The organism is Arthrobacter sp. B0427-1-12 (assembly GCF_059092905.1).
The window spans coordinates 210,706-226,495 of record NZ_JBNHIC010000001.1 but is presented as its reverse complement, the minus strand read 5'-3'; the positions used below and the strand labels follow the sequence as shown (position 1 = coordinate 226,495).

The 15,790-nt window shown below is 68.1% G+C and carries 15 protein-coding genes and 1 riboswitch; of the genes, 6 read left to right on the top strand and 9 right to left on the bottom strand.

Annotated elements, in window-relative coordinates; genetic code table 11:
* Positions 1-19 precede the first annotated feature (19 nt).
* Both AC5RWU_RS01180 and AC5RWU_RS01175 read left to right on the top strand, forming a co-directional pair.
* Positions 20-1,240 carry an FAD-dependent monooxygenase gene (locus tag AC5RWU_RS01180; protein ID WP_494029042.1) on the top strand — a complete coding sequence of 407 codons (1,221 nt, stop codon included), beginning with the start codon at positions 20-22 and terminating at the stop codon, positions 1,238-1,240.
* Positions 1,241-1,266: 26 nt separating this feature from the next.
* Positions 1,267-2,169, top strand: coding sequence for an aminodeoxychorismate lyase (locus AC5RWU_RS01175; RefSeq protein ID WP_494029041.1), 903 nt, complete (start codon positions 1,267-1,269; stop codon positions 2,167-2,169).
* A gap of 105 nt (positions 2,170-2,274) precedes the next feature.
* Here the strand turns inward: AC5RWU_RS01175 and AC5RWU_RS01170 are convergent, their stop codons facing one another.
* Genes AC5RWU_RS01170 through AC5RWU_RS01160 form a run of 3 tightly spaced genes read right to left on the bottom strand, consistent with a single transcriptional unit; the run spans position 2,275 to position 5,318 of the window.
* Complete coding sequence (locus AC5RWU_RS01170) at positions 2,275-3,084, bottom strand: energy-coupling factor transporter transmembrane component T family protein (protein WP_494029040.1); 810 nt, start codon at positions 3,082-3,084, stop codon at positions 2,275-2,277.
* Positions 3,081-4,694: an ABC transporter ATP-binding protein gene (locus AC5RWU_RS01165; RefSeq protein ID WP_494029039.1), complete on the bottom strand. Its 1,614-nt coding sequence runs from the start codon at positions 4,692-4,694 to the stop codon at positions 3,081-3,083. The genes AC5RWU_RS01170 and AC5RWU_RS01165 overlap by 4 nt, the downstream gene beginning before the upstream one ends.
* 12 nt (positions 4,695-4,706) lie before the next feature.
* A complete protein-coding gene (locus AC5RWU_RS01160) occupies positions 4,707-5,318 on the bottom strand; it encodes an ECF transporter S component (RefSeq protein ID WP_494029038.1) in 612 nt (203 codons plus the stop codon).
* A gap of 51 nt (positions 5,319-5,369) precedes the next feature.
* Positions 5,370-5,498: riboswitch (TPP riboswitch) on the bottom strand.
* A 198-nt stretch (positions 5,499-5,696) separates the two neighbouring features.
* Between AC5RWU_RS01160 and AC5RWU_RS01155 the strand changes: the two genes are divergently transcribed.
* Positions 5,697-5,957, top strand: a complete 261-nt coding sequence (locus AC5RWU_RS01155) for a DUF4235 domain-containing protein (protein WP_494029037.1) — start codon at positions 5,697-5,699, stop codon at positions 5,955-5,957.
* A gap of 16 nt (positions 5,958-5,973) precedes the next feature.
* Here the strand turns inward: AC5RWU_RS01155 and mnhG are convergent, their stop codons facing one another.
* Genes mnhG through AC5RWU_RS01125 form a run of 6 tightly spaced genes read right to left on the bottom strand, consistent with a single transcriptional unit; the run spans position 5,974 to position 12,414 of the window.
* Positions 5,974-6,375 carry a monovalent cation/H(+) antiporter subunit G gene (gene mnhG / locus AC5RWU_RS01150; RefSeq protein WP_494029036.1) on the bottom strand — a complete coding sequence of 134 codons (402 nt, stop codon included), beginning with the start codon at positions 6,373-6,375 and terminating at the stop codon, positions 5,974-5,976.
* Positions 6,365-6,637 carry an MrpF/PhaF family protein gene (locus AC5RWU_RS01145; protein WP_494029035.1) on the bottom strand — a complete coding sequence of 91 codons (273 nt, stop codon included), beginning with the start codon at positions 6,635-6,637 and terminating at the stop codon, positions 6,365-6,367. Before AC5RWU_RS01145 ends, mnhG begins: the two co-directional genes overlap by 11 nt.
* Positions 6,634-7,245: a Na+/H+ antiporter subunit E gene (locus AC5RWU_RS01140; RefSeq protein WP_494029034.1), complete on the bottom strand. Its 612-nt coding sequence runs from the start codon at positions 7,243-7,245 to the stop codon at positions 6,634-6,636. The genes AC5RWU_RS01145 and AC5RWU_RS01140 overlap by 4 nt, the downstream gene beginning before the upstream one ends.
* Positions 7,242-8,921 carry a Na+/H+ antiporter subunit D gene (locus AC5RWU_RS01135; RefSeq protein WP_494029033.1) on the bottom strand — a complete coding sequence of 560 codons (1,680 nt, stop codon included), beginning with the start codon at positions 8,919-8,921 and terminating at the stop codon, positions 7,242-7,244. The genes AC5RWU_RS01140 and AC5RWU_RS01135 overlap by 4 nt, the downstream gene beginning before the upstream one ends.
* On the bottom strand, positions 8,918-9,403 hold the full coding sequence (locus AC5RWU_RS01130; protein ID WP_494029032.1) for a Na(+)/H(+) antiporter subunit C: 486 nt from the start codon (positions 9,401-9,403) through the stop codon (positions 8,918-8,920). Before AC5RWU_RS01130 ends, AC5RWU_RS01135 begins: the two co-directional genes overlap by 4 nt.
* A complete protein-coding gene (locus AC5RWU_RS01125) occupies positions 9,400-12,414 on the bottom strand; it encodes a Na+/H+ antiporter subunit A (RefSeq protein ID WP_494029031.1) in 3,015 nt (1,004 codons plus the stop codon). Before AC5RWU_RS01125 ends, AC5RWU_RS01130 begins: the two co-directional genes overlap by 4 nt.
* Positions 12,415-12,656: 242 nt before the next feature.
* Here AC5RWU_RS01125 and AC5RWU_RS01120 point away from each other — a divergent pair, with 242 nt between their 5' ends.
* The 3 genes from AC5RWU_RS01120 to AC5RWU_RS01110 are packed head-to-tail and all read left to right on the top strand — an operon-like array spanning position 12,657 to position 15,788.
* Positions 12,657-14,093 carry an MFS transporter gene (locus tag AC5RWU_RS01120; protein WP_494029030.1) on the top strand — a complete coding sequence of 479 codons (1,437 nt, stop codon included), beginning with the start codon at positions 12,657-12,659 and terminating at the stop codon, positions 14,091-14,093.
* A gap of 18 nt (positions 14,094-14,111) precedes the next feature.
* Positions 14,112-14,594, top strand: coding sequence for a cation:proton antiporter regulatory subunit (locus AC5RWU_RS01115; RefSeq protein WP_494029029.1), 483 nt, complete (start codon positions 14,112-14,114; stop codon positions 14,592-14,594).
* Positions 14,595-14,600: 6 nt separating this feature from the next.
* On the top strand, positions 14,601-15,788 hold the full coding sequence (locus AC5RWU_RS01110) for a cation:proton antiporter (protein WP_494029028.1): 1,188 nt from the start codon (positions 14,601-14,603) through the stop codon (positions 15,786-15,788).
* The last annotated feature ends 2 nt before the right edge of the window (positions 15,789-15,790 follow it).

Sequence of the window (15,790 nt, the reverse complement as noted above, 5' to 3'; positions counted from 1 at the left end):
TAAGGGAAAGGAGCGGGGCATGCACGCCATCATCAGCGGCGCCGGAATCGCCGGGCTCTCGGCCGCCAGGTTCCTGACCGAGCGCGGCTGGGATGCCACCGTCGTCGAGCGCACAGCCGGCCCCCGCCCCGAGGGGTACATGATCGATTTCTTCGGTCCGGGCTGGGAGGCGGCGCGGGCGATGGGCATCCTTCCGCGGCTGCAGGAGGTGGGCTACCACGTGCCGGAGGCCCGGTACGTTGATGCCGCCGGGCGCACCCGGGCGCGGCTGGACCTGGCGGATTTTCCCACTGCCGCCAACGGGGAGTTCGTCAGCCTGCTGCGTCCGGATCTGAAATCGGCGATCCGGGACATGCTGCCGGACTCGGTGCCGATCCACTTCTCCTCCACCGTCACCGCCGTCGAGGATGCCGACGACGGCGTGACCGTCCGGCTCAGCCGCCGCAGGAGGCTTGACGACGGCCGGACCGTGACGGACCGGTCCACAATGACCGCGGACCTGCTGATCGGTGCCGACGGAATCAACTCCGGGCTGCGTGCCCTGGTGTTCGACCCGGAGCAGGACTATTTCCGCTATCTGGGCTACCACATCGCCGCCTGGTCCTACCGGGACGCGGCCGCGCTGCGCGAACTGGGCTCCGGTTACGCCCTGACGGACACGCTGGGCGAAGCACTGGGTTTCTACGGCCTGCGGGACGGCCGGGTGGCGCTGTTCGCCGTGCACCGCACGGAGGATCCGGCATGTCCGCCGGATCCCTGCGTGACGCTGCGGACTCGCTACGGGCGGTTCGGCTGGCTGGCGCCGCGGGCACTGCAGCACTGCGGACATGACCTTTACTACGACCAAGTGGCGCAGATCGTCATGCCCCAGTGGCACCGTGGCCGGGTCGTCCTGCTGGGCGATGCTGCCGGAGCGGTTTCCCTGCTGGCCGGCCAGGGGGCATCGCTGGCGATGGCCGGAGCGTACGTGCTGGCGGAGGAACTGGACCGGGCACGGCCCGTCGCCGACAGCCGGCCCGCCGGCGTCGACATCCCGTCCGCCCTCGCGGCGTTCGAGGCGCGGTGGCGCCCGCGCGTGGAATCCCACCAGGCGGCCGGGCGCCGGGCCGCGCAGTGGTTCGTGCCGCAGACACCGTGGCAGGGCCTCCTTCGCCGCACGGCCATCCGCGCCATGAGGATTCCGGGCCTCAACCGCTTCCTGGGCTCGGGCATCGTGGGCAAACAGGGTTCGCCGGTCTGACCTGCCGGCCGCACTAAGCTGATGGCATGACAGTTTTGGTTTTCCTCGATCCGGCGTTCGACGGCGGCCGCCTCGCAGACGCCGGCCAGCCCCAGCTGATGGCCACGGACCAGGGCGTCACCCGCGGCGACGGTGTCTTCGAATCCATGCTGGCGATCGACGGCGAACCGCTGAAGCTGCAGGCGCACCTGAACCGTCTCCATTCCTCCGCCATGGCGCTGGACCTGAAGCTGCCGGCCGAGGATGCCTGGCGGCGGGCCATTGCGACGGCGGTCACCGAGTTCCGCACGCACGACCAGCCGGGTGCCCCGGAGGCCGTGGTCAAGCTGATTGCCACCCGCGGCGACGAGGGCGGCCAGCCGACCGCCTGGGTGCAGGTCTCGCTGCCGGCGGCCTCAAGCAGGCAGCAGCGCGAGAACGGCGTCGATGCAATCTTCCTGGACCGCGGCTATGACAGCACGCTGGCGGACCGTGCGCCCTGGCTGCTGCTGGGCGCCAAGACCCTCTCCTATGCGGTCAACATGGCGGCGCTGCGCTACGCCAGGCTGCACGGCGCCGAGGAAGTGATCTTCACCAGCTCCGACGGCAAGGTCCTCGAAGGACCGACCTCCACGGTCCTCATGGCCACGGTCCGCGACGGGGTCAAGACGCTGGTCACCCCGCTGCTGCAGAGCGGTATCCTGCCCGGAACTTCCCAGGGCGCGCTGTTCGCCGCCGCGGAGAAGGCCGGCTGGCAGCTGGGCTACGGCCCGCTGGAACCGCACGACCTGCTCGAGGCGGACGGGGTGTGGCTGATTTCGAGCATCCGCATGCTGGCTCCGGTCAACCACATCGACGGGCAGCGGATCGGAAAGTCGCCGGAACTGTTCCGGCAGCTGACTGCGGAGCTGGCCGAACTCTACGCCCAGGGTTCACGCAACGGCGGCTGACGCCCCCCCTGCCCCTTTACCCCGGTTCACTCTCGCAGTTCACGCACGAATACGCGCGTATTCGTGCGCGTACAGCGGAGCCAGCGCCTGGGCGGCGGCGGGCCGCTATTGCCAGATGGGATTCCAGGTACCGGCCGCCATCGCGGCACCGACGGATCCCACAGCAATGACGACGCCGGCCAGGTATACCCAGGCGTCGATGCCGGAGTAGATGCTCGGCCGCGCCCAGGTCCGGTGGCGGCCGCCGAAGCCGCGGGCCTCCATGGTGACGGCCAGACGGGTGGCGCGCCGGATCGCCTGCACCAGCAGCGCCAGCCCCTGCCCCAGCTGGGCCAGGAACCGTCCCCACCGTCCGCCGTGCGAGCCGGCGCCGCGGGCCCGGCGCGCCATGCCGAGGGTCCGCCATTCCTCCATCAGCAGCCCCACCAGCCGCATCGCAGCCAGCGCGCCGAGGACAAAGCGGTGCGGAAGCTTCAGTTTCTGTGCCAGGCCGTCCGCCAGGTCGGTGGGATCGGTGCAGGCCAGCACCATGACCCCGGGCAGCGCGATCGCCAGGCCGCGCAGCATGATCGCCAGGCCGGAGGCCAGCGAGCCTTCACTGAAAACGGCGAAGCCCAGGTCCAGCACGGTGGCCCCGCTGTCCTCGGCCAGCAGCGCCGTGCTGTAGCCACCCAGCAGCGCCGCCGCGAGGATCGGCCAGCCGCGGCGCAGCAGCCGGCCGTAGGTCAGTCCCGTCAGCGGCAGAATGGCCAGCTCCGCAACCAGCGCGACGCCGGCGGAGACCCAGTCCACCGTCAGCACCATGGCGATGGTGATGGCGAAAGCCGCAGCCAGCTTGGCCACGGGATTGGCCCGGGCGAGCACCGCGCCGCCGCGCTTGACTGTGGAAGCGTAGGGTTCCGCGGCGGTGCTCATGGCCGTCCTCCATTGGGCTGTCCTCCAGTGGGCCGGCCCCCATTGGCGGGTGCCGCCTGCGCGGGTCCCAGCCGCAGCCGGTTCCCGCCCAGCGCCGCGGTGAATTCGGCGTCGTGGGTGACGGAGACGACGGCGGTGCCCGCGTCCAGCAGCTCGGACAGCAACGATGCCAGTTCCGCCCAGGTATTCGCATCCTGGCCGAAGGTCGGCTCGTCCAGCACCAGCACTGCCGGGCTCGCAGCCAGCACCGTGGCCACGGACAGCCGGCGTTTTTCCCCGCCGGAGAGCGTGAACGGATTGGCGTCGGCCAGCTGGCTCAGCCGCAGCCGCTCGAGCAGCTCGTCGATGCGGGTCTCCACGTATCCGTCCCCGGCCGGCTGCTCCTTCGGCCGCCGAGGCCTGGCCGACTGCCGCGCCCTGGCCAGCTGCCGCGGGCCGAAGGCGAGCTCGTCGCGGACCCGGTGGGTGACGAACTGGTGTTCCGGTTCCTGGAACACCGTGCCGATCCGGCGAATCAGCTCGGCCGAGCTCCATTCGAACGGGTCCGGGCCCACGCCCATATCCCGGCGTAGAACCTCCCCCGCTGCTACGGTCCCTTCGTGGACGGCCAGCAGACCGCCCAGTGTGAGCGCGAAGGTGGATTTGCCGGCCCCGTTCGGACCGGTCACGCTCAGCACCTCGCCCTGCCTGACGTCCACGTCGATGCCGGACGCGGTCAGCCTGGCCGGGTGCCGCCGTCGTACCGGTTCCCGGGACACGCCCAGGTCCCGTGCGGACAGCAAGACCGGCGGGTGCGCCGGGACCGCGGCCCGCGGCCGCACTGCGGGAACGTAGCCCGGCACCCACACGCCGGCGGCGGTCAGCATGCTGCGCGCCCGGGTAAGCACTTCCTGCGGCGCACCGTCCGCCAGCACCCCGCCGCCGGGGGCGAGCACCACAACGCGGTCCACGACGTCGGCCCACACCGCCACCCGGTGCTCCACCACCACCAGCGTGGCACCGGTGGCATCGAGGGTGCGCACAACGGCGTCACGCACTTCCAGCACGCCGGCCGGGTCCAGGTTCGCCGTCGGCTCGTCCAGCAGCAGGGCGCCCGGCCGCATGGCCAGGATCCCGGCCAGCGCCAGGCGCTGCTTCTGCCCGCCGGACAGGGACGACGTCGGGTGGTCCAGCGGCAGGTCCAGGCCCACCGCCTCGAGCGACTCGCCCACGCGGCGCCAGATCTCATCCCGCGGCACGGACAGGTTCTCCGCGCCGAAGGCGACGTCGTCGCCGATCCGGGACAGCACCACCTGGGTTTCCGGGTCCTGCTGCATCAGCCCCACACGGCCACGCTGCCCTGCGGCCGGCGCACCGTCGACCAGCAGCCGGCCGGATTCGGTGCTGTCCTCGTCCTCGCCCAGCACGCCCGCAATGCCGTGCAGGAGGGTGGATTTTCCCGCCCCTGACGGGCCGAGGAGCAGCACGCGTTCGCCGGGTTCGATACTCAGGTCCAGGTCATGGACGGCACGCGTACCGCGGCCGGCATGCTGCCAGCCCCAGCCGGAGGCTGTGATGGCAGCCGGCCGGACGCCGGCCGCTGCGGCCCGCTGCAGTCGGCCCGCTGTCACTGTGTACGCCAATTAGAGGACCGGTTCGGACGCGGCCTTGCGGGAGGCCAGGCCGGAGAGCACACCGGTCCGGCCCAGTGCCCGCACCGCGAGCCAGGACAGCAGCCCGGCGATAACCGCACCGGAGATGGTCGTGAAGACCACGTAGACCAGCTTCCACTGCGCCGCCCATTCCACGTTGTACAGCAGGTTTTCGGTGGTGCCCATGACGACGCCGGCCAGGGCGCCGGCCAGCAGGGCCGCCGGCAGGGTCCAGCGGCGGTAGCGGAAGGCCGCGAACACCAGTTCGGCCGCCATGCCCTGGACCAGGCCCGAGATGACGACGGTCCAGCCGAAGTGGGTGCCAAGGAAGCCCTCGATGATGGCCGCCAGCAGTTCGCAGTACAGGGCGGCGCCCGGCTTGCGGATGATCAGGCCGCCGATGACGCCGGCGATCAGCCAGCCGCCCCCGTACAGTCCCCCGAGGGGCGGGAAGGCGATGGTGACCGCGGAGATCCCGGCGTAACCGGTGGACCAGCCCCAGAAAATGACGCCGACGGCGACGGCCACAACGGAGGCCACGACGATATCGGCCACGCGCCACGTGTAGACGGGCTTCTTGCTGACTGCGTTCGCAGTGCTCATAGGATTATCCTCCTGAGGTTCAGGAGGGGAAGGTGTCCGGCGCACGCCGGCACCTGAGAGAACTCGACTCCCTTCGCCGGTACTAACCGGAGCAGGTTCGAGGGTCTGCGGTGGTCCGCACTCTCAGCGCCCACTTCGATGCCATCAGGCATCCGAGGCGGCGCTCCCCTGTCGTTGGTAATGCGTTCTCCATCCTACACTGCGGCGCCCGGCCACCCACCCGTCAGCCGACCGCTACCAACGTGATGGCCAGGCACAGCTAGCGCCGACGCGCCCTCCCACCACTCGCTGCACCCGGGGCGGGTCCCTCGGGCGCTAGGCTTGGACAGACGGCCGAAGGCGGGAATGCCGCTGGACCAACGACCGAGGGGAGCCACAATGAACGTGATCATCAAGCTATTGGGGACAGGGATCAGCATGGGTGCCGCCTTCCTTGCCAACAAGGCCATTTCGAAGGCGTGGGAAAAGAAGACAGGGCACAAGCCCCCAAAGTCCACGGACGATCTGGAACACACGTGGAAGCAGGCCATGTTGTGGGCCATGCTGACTACCTTCGTCGCCACCGTGATTCAGCTGATTGCCGGCCGGACGGCGCAGCGCGCGATCGCGAAGTACACGCATACGCGCGACGAGGTTTAGGCCGCCGGGCGGCGCGCTACCGTCGTTCTCCGCGTGCCCTGGCGTCCGCTTCCTGCTGGCGCGCCGCCCGCTCCACGACTTCCTCCAGCTCATCGATGCTGAGGGTTTCCTTGCGCAGATGCTTGGTGCGGTAGCCCGCACGGCCCACCATATGCGCCGAGACCGGAACCGTGAGGAGCTGGAAGAGCCAGGCCAGAATGAGCACAGGCACCAGTGCCCAGCTTCGCATCTGGACCGCGATAGCCAGCAGAAGCAGCAGCAGGCCCACCACCTGGGGCTTGGTCGCTGCATGCATTCGGCTGAGCAAGTCGGGGAAGCGCCACAGGCCGATCGCCGCCGCCAGCGACAGGAGGGTGCCGCAGACCAGCAGCACCGCCGTCACGGCGTCGATCACGAACTCGATGGTCTCAGTGTTCATGGGTCCGCCTGTCCCTGACAAAGCGGGCCACCGCGACGGAACCGATGAATCCGACGAAGCTCAGCGCCACCAGCAGATACAGATTGTCCAGATGCCGTCGGACAGCCATGTCCACGGCCAGGGAGGCAACGACGATGGACAGCAGCACATCAACGGCCACCACCCGGTCCAGCAGGGACGGTCCCTTGGCGATCCGGAAAATGGTGCCGACGGCCGCCAGGGAAAGTATGACCGTGACCACGATCAGGACGATGCCCATCATGCGTTGTGCCTCTTCCTTCCGGGCTTTCCGGTTCCGGGTCTCCCGGCGGGGGTCAGTTGCCGGTCCAGGTTCTCCTCGGTTTTCAGCAGTTCCAGTTCCTCCCTGGTGCCCATCACCCGGATGAGCCGGGCTTCCGATGCCCGTATCTCGGCACGGATATCCGCCGCATCCTGGGCGCTGGAGACATTGAGGGCGTGGACATAGAGCGTTGACGTAGACCTGTCGACATCCACCACCAGTGAGCCGGGAATCAGCGACAGGGTATGTCCGACGGCGGTGACGATCAGGTCCGAACGTGTCCTCAGTTGGACTGCCACCACCGCGTTCCTGATTTCCGGGCCGCGGCGTACCGCCAGCCACAACACCTCGATACTGGCCTGGACCAACTGGAACAGGAAGTACCCGGCAAAGCGGACCGCGTGGAAGATATTGAACCGACCGCTCAGGTCCACCGGCGGCAGGTAGAACAGATTCACCACGCCCAGGGCGATCAGCGCGCCGAAGATCAGGTTGCCCGCGCTGAAGTCGCGCCACAGAGCCCCCCAGACCACCACCAGCCAGACGATCAGCGGCAGTTCCTTCTTCAGCGTCGTCCGGCGCCGGCTCATGGTCCTACCTCCGGCTGTGCCAGGGCCGGCACCGCCGTGCCCTCCGCCGCACCCACACCCAGGACCGCCTCGATGTAAGGCGTCTGCGCCAGCATCTCCTCGGCGGCCATTTCGCTGAGCCGGAAGAGCGGGCCGGCAAAGACCGTCAGCGCGACGCCGAACACAACCAGTCCGATGGTGGGACCCACCATAGTCCGCGGCAGCACATGCACCGCGGACCGGCCAGCGTACCTGCCCGTGGAACGCCCCATGACTCCCTGTGACGTCCTGATCGCGGAGCCGTCCTCCTTCGCGGCAAGCAGGATCGGGTCCGGCTGCTCCGCGTCCTCCGGCCGGCGCCAGAAGGCGCGGTTCCACACCCGGGCAATGGCCAGCAGGGTCAGCAGGCTCGTGAGGACGGAACCGGCCACCAGGGTGTAGGACAGCGGAGTGGCTAACTCCACGCCGGCCTGCAGCAGCCCCACCTTGCCCAGGAACCCCGAGAACGGCGGAATTCCGCCCAGGTTCATCCCGGGAATGAAGAACAGGATGGCAAGCAGCGGCGAAATCTTGGCCAGGCCCGCCAGCCGGTCCATATTCGATGTGCCGCCGCGCCGCTCGATCAGGCCTGTGACCAGGAACAGGCTGGTCTGGATCACGATATGGTGCGCCACGTAGTACACGGTGGCGGCAAGGCCCACTTGGGAGGACATCGCCAGCCCGAACACCATATAGCCGATGTGGCTGACCAGGGTGAAGGAGAGCATACGTTTGATGTCCGCCTGTGCAATGGCGCCGAGGATGCCGACCACCATGGTCAGCAGCGCCACCGTCATCAGGATGTTGTTGATACGGTCTCCGGGAAACAGCAGGGTCTCCGTTCGCACCAGCGCGTAGACGCCCACCTTGGTCAGCAGGCCGGCGAACACCGCGGTAACCGGCGCGGGCGCGGTCGGGTAGGAGTCCGGCAGCCAGAAGGACAGCGGGAAGATCGCAGCCTTGATGCCGAACGCCACCACCAGCATGAGGTGCAGGACCATATTGGTGGCCGGATCCAGCTCCGCGAGCTTCACCGCAAGATCGGCCATGTTCACGGTGCCCGTAGCTGCATAGATCATGGCGATCGTGATCAGGAACAGCAGCGAGGAAACAACACTGACGACGACGTAGGTCACCCCGGCGCGGATGCGCGGTGTGGTGCCGCCGAGGGTCATCAGTACGTAGCTGGCGGTCAGCAGGATCTCGAAGCCGACGTAGAGGTTGAACAGGTCCCCGGTCAGGAAGGCATTGGAGACGCCGGCGATCAGGATGAGGAACGTCGGGTGGAAGATGGAGATGGGCCCTTCCTCATCCCCGTCCGCCAGGCCCTGGCCGACGGCGTAGATCAGGACCGCAAGGCTGACCGTGGAGGACACCACGAGCATCAACGTGGAGAACTGGTCCACCACCATCGTGATGCCAAAGGGTGGAATCCAGTTGCCGATGAAGACGGCTTGGGTGCCGCTGTTCCAAGCATTGACCAGCAGCAGGCACTCGAGCAGCAGCGTAAGGGACACCGCGCCGATGCTGACCCACCGCTGCGCGACCGGGTGCCGAATGAGCAGGAAGGCGAGAGCCGCGCCGAGGAACGGAAAGACGACGGCAAGCGGAGCGAGGCTGGACACGTTGAGGCTGGCGATGTCGAAACCGGTCGTCATTGTGCCCTCCTCGAATCATGGATCCTGCGTTCGTTCTGGGAACCGGCTGCCTCATCCGCCGCTTCAGCGGGCGTGAATTCGGTCGTGTCGACGGGCATCGGCGCGTCGTCCTCGGCATCGAAGCTGCTTTGGCTTGCGACCCTGCGGTCTTCGATGTCATCCTGCACCACGTCCTTGCGGCCCAGCACCCACGACCGGTAAATGATGCCCAGCAGGAAGGCAGTGACCGCGAACCCGATGACGATCGAGGTGAGGATCAGGGCCTGCGGCAGCGGATCGCTGTACTCCTCGGCTCCGACGCCTGCCGCATAGAGCGGCGAGCGGCCGGCGAATCCGCCGGTGAGCAGCAGCAGCACGTTGGCTGCGTTGGTCAGCATCATCAGTCCCAGCATGACCCGGGTCAGGCTGCGTTCCAGCAGCAGGTAGATTCCGGCGGCGAAGAGCACGCCCATGACCACCAGCAGCGTAATGTTGACGCTCATCGGGCAACTCCCTCGTCCAAGGGCGCTTCCGCCCGGTGGGCCCGCCGGGACTTATCCGATTCCGCCCCTTCTTCCGTCCGTTCGTCGATTTCCGCCCCCAGGCTGCGCAGGACATCCAGGACCAGTCCGACGACGACCAGGTAGACCCCGATGTCGAAGATGGTGGCGGTAACGAACTTGATGTGCCCGAAGACCGGCACGGTGGCTTCGATGATGGCGCTCTGGAAAACCTGTCCGCCCAGGAAGACCGGGGCCAGCGCCGTCAGCGCGGCGATGCCCAGGCCGGTGCCCAGCAGCGCACCTGCACTGACCGGGCTGGCCTCGGCCAACTCGATCCGGCCGCCGGCCAGGTACCTGATGGTGAGCGCCAGCCCGGCCGTCAGTCCGCCGGCGAATCCGCCGCCCGGCGTGTTGTGGCCGGTCAGCAGCAGGTAGATGGAGAAGATGATCACCGAGTGGAACAGCAGCCGTGTGATGACCTCGAAGATGATGGAGCGGCGTTCGGGTGCCAGGGTGCGGCCGGCGACCAGCCACGCGTCCCGCTTCACGACGGCGAACTTGCGGGCCGTCGCCAGCGCTGCCGTGCCCCGTTTGGCCATGTGGAGTCCTTCGCGGCCGCGGTCCACCGTGCCGCTGGCAACCCCTTCGGCCCGGCGCCGCTTGTCCCCGCGCCCGCGGATGAAGATCAGGCTGGAAACGCCGGTCGCGGCAATCGCCAGAACGGAGATCTCGCCGAAGGTATCCCAGGCCCGGATATCCACCAGGGTGACATTGACAATGTTGGCGCCGCCGCCGTCGTTATAGGCCAGCTCCGGGAACTGCAGGGAAATCGGCGCGGCAACCCGGGAGGCCATCGCGGAGCCGACGATCACCATCATCGAGATGCCGAAAGCTGCCGCCACTGCAGCGCGCAGCAGCTTGTTGCTTCCGGACTCCCGCGTCCGCAGTCTGGCCGGCAGTGCCCGCAGCACCAGCACGATGGCCACCAGCACGATGGTCTCCACCAGCATCTGGGTCAGTGCCAGGTCTGGGGCGCCGTGCAGAGCGAAAATCAGCGCTATGCCGTAGCCCGTGACGCTAACCATCAGCACTGCCAGGAAGCGCTTGTCCGCCCGCACGGCCGCATAGGCGCCCAGGATGATGCCGAGGCCGGCGATTGCCTGGGCCGGCGTGTCGAACCAGTGCCAGGCCTGCGGGCGCGGGCTGCCCAGCAGGAAAACCGCGGTGATCGGCGTCAGGATAGCGACGCCAATGATCACGAACAGATAGAAGACCAGCGAGCCACGCTGGGTGCGGCCGGTAACCCAGACCGCCGCATCGTCCAGGACCCCGATGATATTCCGGTAGATATCCGCGGCATCCAACCGGGGAGCCAGCTTCTCCTGGGCGCGTTCGATCCGGCGCCGGCCCAGGTACATCCCGATGCCGACGGCGAAGGTGAGGACAGTTAGGCCCAGCGCGGGCGTGAGGCCGTGCCAGAGCGCCAGGTGGCCGGCGTCGGCTGTCTCCCCTGCGGGGGCGAAGAGTGCCACGTACGGCTGGATCACGGCATCCGCCGGATCCGGCCACAGGCCGAAGACGATCGAGGCGGCAGTGAGGACCGCCGGCGCGGCCAGGAACAGCACCGGCACCTTGGTGAATTCGATGTCCGCGACGCCGGACTTGCGGGCAAAACCGCCCCAGACGAAGCGGGCGCTGTAGGCGAAGGTGAACATGGAGCCGATGACCACACCGGCCAAGAGCACGCTGGAGGCGAGGTTGAACTGCTGCAGTTCGGCGTGGTGGAGGAACGCCTCGTAGACCGATTCCTTCGCGACGAAACCCAGCAGCGGCGGCACGCCGGCCATCGAGGCGGCGGCAATCACGGCGATCACCCCCAGCGCGGGCGCCTGCCGGTAGACCCCGGATAGCTCGCGGATGTCGCGGGACCCGGTCTGGTGGTCAATGATGCCGACCACCAGGAACAGCGTGGCCTTGAAGCAGCCGTGGGCCAGCAGCAGTCCCAGGCCAGCGAGGGCCGCTTCCGGGGCGCCCAGGCCGACCACCATGATCAGGAAGCCGAGCTGGCTGACCGTGCCGTAGGCCAGGATGAGCTTGAGGTCGAACTCCCGCAGGGCTCGCCAGCCGCCCAGCAGCATGGTGCCCAGGCCCAGCACCAGCACCAGGGGCTGCCAGTACGCGGAGTCCGAGAATCCAGGGGCCAGCCGGGCGACCAGGTAGACGCCCGCCTTCACCATCGCCGCAGCGTGCAGGTACGCGCTGACCGGGGTCGGGGCGGCCATGGCCGCCGGCAGCCAGAAGTGGAACGGCACCAGCGCGGATTTGCTCACCGCGCCGATGAGCAGCAACACAACCGCGACGTCGACCACGGCCCCCTGCGCCAGCAGCTCCGGGGCCGCGGCGAGGATCTCCGAGATCCGGTAGGTGCCGGCCGACTCCCCGAGCATGACGATGCCGACCAGCATGGCCAGGCCGCCGAAGGTCGTGACGACCAGGGCCTGCAGCGCCGAACGCCGGGCGGACAGCCGCTGCCGGGCATAGCCGATCAGCAGGTAGGACAGGATTGTGGTCAGTTCCCAGAAGATGAACAGCAGCAGCAGGTCATCTGCGGTGACCAGGCCGAACATCGCACCGGCGAAGGCCAGCAACTGCGCCCCGAAGGCGCCCAGGTCCGCATCGTCGGCCTTGAAGTAGCGTGCGCAGTAGAACAGGACCAGGGCCCCCACGCCCAGGACCAGAAGGCTCATGACAGCAGCCAGTGCGTCCATCCGGAACGCCAGTTCCAGGCCGAGCTGCGGAATCCATTTGATAATGACCGACGGCGGCGCGCTGGGGGCGCCGGAAGCCAGCGTTTGGTCGGCGGCCGTGAAGGCGCTGAAGCGGAAGAGCAGCCAGCCGAAGCAGGCGGCGGCGACGGCGGCCAGGACGTAGAATGCGGAGCGGCCCATCCGGCGAAAGAATGCAGGCGCTACAAGAGCCACCACGAAAAGAGCGGTGAGCACAAGCAGCAAAACTGGTCTCCGAACTGTTGCCTCTTCGACTCACAAACGGGCTGCGGGAGCTCACGGGATTGAGTTGTCGAAGACGGACGGTCAAGGGCCTGTCATCCATTCTAACCTTGTTATTCGGGTGTATTGTGCACCCGGGTATATGCCATGCCGCACATATACCGCAGGACCTGCTCCCCCACAGATTCACTTTTTGTTCAACTCCAAGGGATTTTCCGCCCTTTTGGACGTATAGCATTCACGGTATGAGCGACGCCCAGCATTCGTCCGCCAATCCCCCGTCCGCCGATCTTCCGTCCGCCGATCCTTCGCCCCCCAATCTTTCGTCCGGGGGATCACCGGCGGGCGCTCCGCCCCGGGCTCAGCGGCTGATCGGCCGCCAGGTCCTGGCATGGGCCGGCTGGGACTGGGGCTCAGCGGCCTTCTTCGCTGTCATGAGCACCTTTGTCTTCACCGTGTACTTGACCTCTGAGGCTTTCGGCGGCGAGGACCGTGCCTCGGCGGTCCTGGGCGCCGGATTGTCGATCGGCGGCGCAGTCATCGCGCTGCTGGCCCCGGTTACGGGGCAGCGCTCGGACGCCGGCGGCAGACGGCGGCTCTGGCTCGGCATCAACAGCGTCCTCATCGTGGTACTCACCGCCCTGTGCTTCTTCGTGTACCCGCGGCCGGAATTCCTGCTGGCCGGCGTCATCCTCATCACGCTGGCAAACATCTTCGCGGAGTTCGCCGGCGTCAACTACAACGCGATGCTGACCCAGGTCTCCACCCCGCAGACCATCGGCAAGATCAGCGGCTTCGGCTGGGCCATGGGCTATGTCGGCGGCATCGCGGCGCTGGGACTGGTGCTGGTGGGGTTCGTGCAGCCGGAGGTCGGCTGGTTCGGCGTCACCTCCGAGGACGGGCAGAATATCCGCGCGGTGGCACTGTTCTGCGCCGTGTGGTTCGCGGTTTTCGCCCTTCCGTTGTTCCTCCTTGTCCCTGAAGTGCCGCGGCAGAAGTCGGCGAAGCTGGGCGTTTTCGCCTCCTACGGGCTGCTGTTCCGCCGGATCAAGGCGATCTACCGGACCAGCCCGCACACCATCTACTTCCTCCTGGCCAGCGCAGTATTCCGTGACGGGCTGGCCGCGGTCTTCGCCTTCGGCGGGATCATCGCGGCGGGAACCTTTGGCTTTTCGCTGGCCGAAGTCATCGTCTTCGCCATCGCAGGCAACGTCGTCGCAGCACTGGGTGCCGTCGGCGGAGGCTGGCTGGATGACCGCGCTGGCCCCAAGGCAGTCATCATTGCCGCTCTGGCCGGGCTGCTGGCCGCAGGAACCGCCGTGCTGGTACTGGGGCCGCAGACGCACCGCTTCCTGGGCCTGGACTGGACAGGTGCCACCACGTTCTGGGTCTTCGGCCTGCTGCTCTGCCTGTTCGTGGGACCGGCGCAGGCCTCCTCCCGCGCCTACCTGGCCCGGCTGGCGCCCGAAGGCGAAGAGGGCGAGCTCTTCGGTCTGTACGCGACCACCGGCAGGGCCGTCAGCTTCCTGGCCCCGGGGCTGTTCGCCGCCTGCATCGCGCTCTTCGGATCCCAGCGTTTCGGCATCCTGGGCATCCTGCTGGTGGTGCTCGCCGGACTGCTCGTCCTGCTTCCGGTGCAGGCTCCCGGCCGCGTCCGGAAGGCCGTCATCCCGGCCACCTAACGGGCTTAAAGTTGAAGCATGAACGTCGACGAGACACCGCTTCCCGGCATCGGCATGCGCAAGGACATGGTCATCAGCGACGGACGGCGGGTCGGCGTCGTCAGCCACCGGGACGGCCGGACCGAGCTGATTATTTCCCGGCTGGATGATCCCGACGCCTGCCTCGCCTCGATCCCGCTGTCCGGCGAGGAGGCCGCCGCGCTGGGTACCCTGCTGGGCGGCCACCAGATCGTCACGCAGCTGACCGAGGAACATCGCGACTTCGAAGGCGTCAACACGCGCCAGTTCGTAGTCGAGCCCGACTCGCACTTCGCCGGACGCCCGCTGGGCGATACCTGCATGCGGACCAAGACAGGCGCCTCGATCGTGGCCATTGTCCGCGCCGGCAGGACGCATGCTTCCCCCGGCCCGGACTTCATCCTGAACGGCGGCGACATGCTCATCACGGTCGGCTCGACCGAAGGCCTCGACGCGGCCGACAAGCTCCTCAACCGCAGCTGAGGTCCGGTGACCGCCACTGCCCTCGCACTCACCGAACTGGGCGCGATCTTCCTCGGGCTCGGGGTGCTGGCCAGGCTCGCCGGGCGGATCGGCATGTCCCCGATCCCCTTTTATCTGGTCGGCGGCCTGTTCTTCGGCCACGGCGGACTCATCGAACTGCGCGGCATGGAGGAATTCGGCCACATCGCCAGCGAAATCGGCGTCGTCCTGCTGCTGCTCATGCTCGGGCTGGAATACTCCGGCCAGGAACTAATGACCGGCCTGCGGCACTCCTGGCAGGCCGGCGTCCTTGATATTGTCCTGAACACGGTCCCCGGGGCGCTCGTGGCGCTCATCCTGGGCTGGGGGCCGGTCGGGGCCCTGGTCATGGCCGGGGTGACCTACATATCGTCCTCAGGCATCAGCGCCAAAGTACTCACCGACCTGGGGCGGCTCGGCAACCGGGAAACACCGGCCGTGCTGTCCATCCTGGTCTTCGAGGATCTAACCATGGCCGTGTACCTGCCGATCCTCACCACCGTCCTGGCCGGCGCCAGTTTCCTGGGCGGGCTGCAGGCGGTGGGCATCGCCTTGGTGGTGCTGACGCTCGTGCTGCTGGTCGCACTGAAATACGGGCACACTGTGTCCACGGTCGTGGACAGCCCGAACAACGAGGTCTTCCTGCTCACCGTGCTGGGCGCGGCGCTGCTGATCGCCGGACTCGCGTCCGCGACACAGGTCTCCGCTGCGGTCGGCGCGTTCCTGCTGGGCATCGCGATCTCCGGCGCCACCGCGGACAACGCCAAGCACATGCTGGAACCGCTGCGCGACCTGTTCGCCGCGATGTTCTTCGTGGTGTTCGGCCTGAACACGGACCCGAGGGGCATTCCGCCAGTGCTGGGCTGGGCTGTAGCCCTGGTCCTGCTGTCCTGTGCCACGAAACTGGCCACCGGCTGGTGGGCTGCCCGCCGGCAAGCGGTCGGCGTGCTTGGCCGGGCCCGGGCCGGCGCCACCCTCATGGCCCGCGGCGAGTTTTCGATCGTCATCGCCGGCCTTGCCGTGGCCTCGGGAGCCGTCGTGCCCGAACTGGCCGCTCTGGCCGCGGCCTACGTGATGCTCACCGCCGTCTTCGGCCCGGTCGCCGCCCGCCTGGTGGAGCCGGTGATGCGCCGCCTCCTGGGCCGCGAACCGGAGACGATCCGGGCCAGGTTCTGACA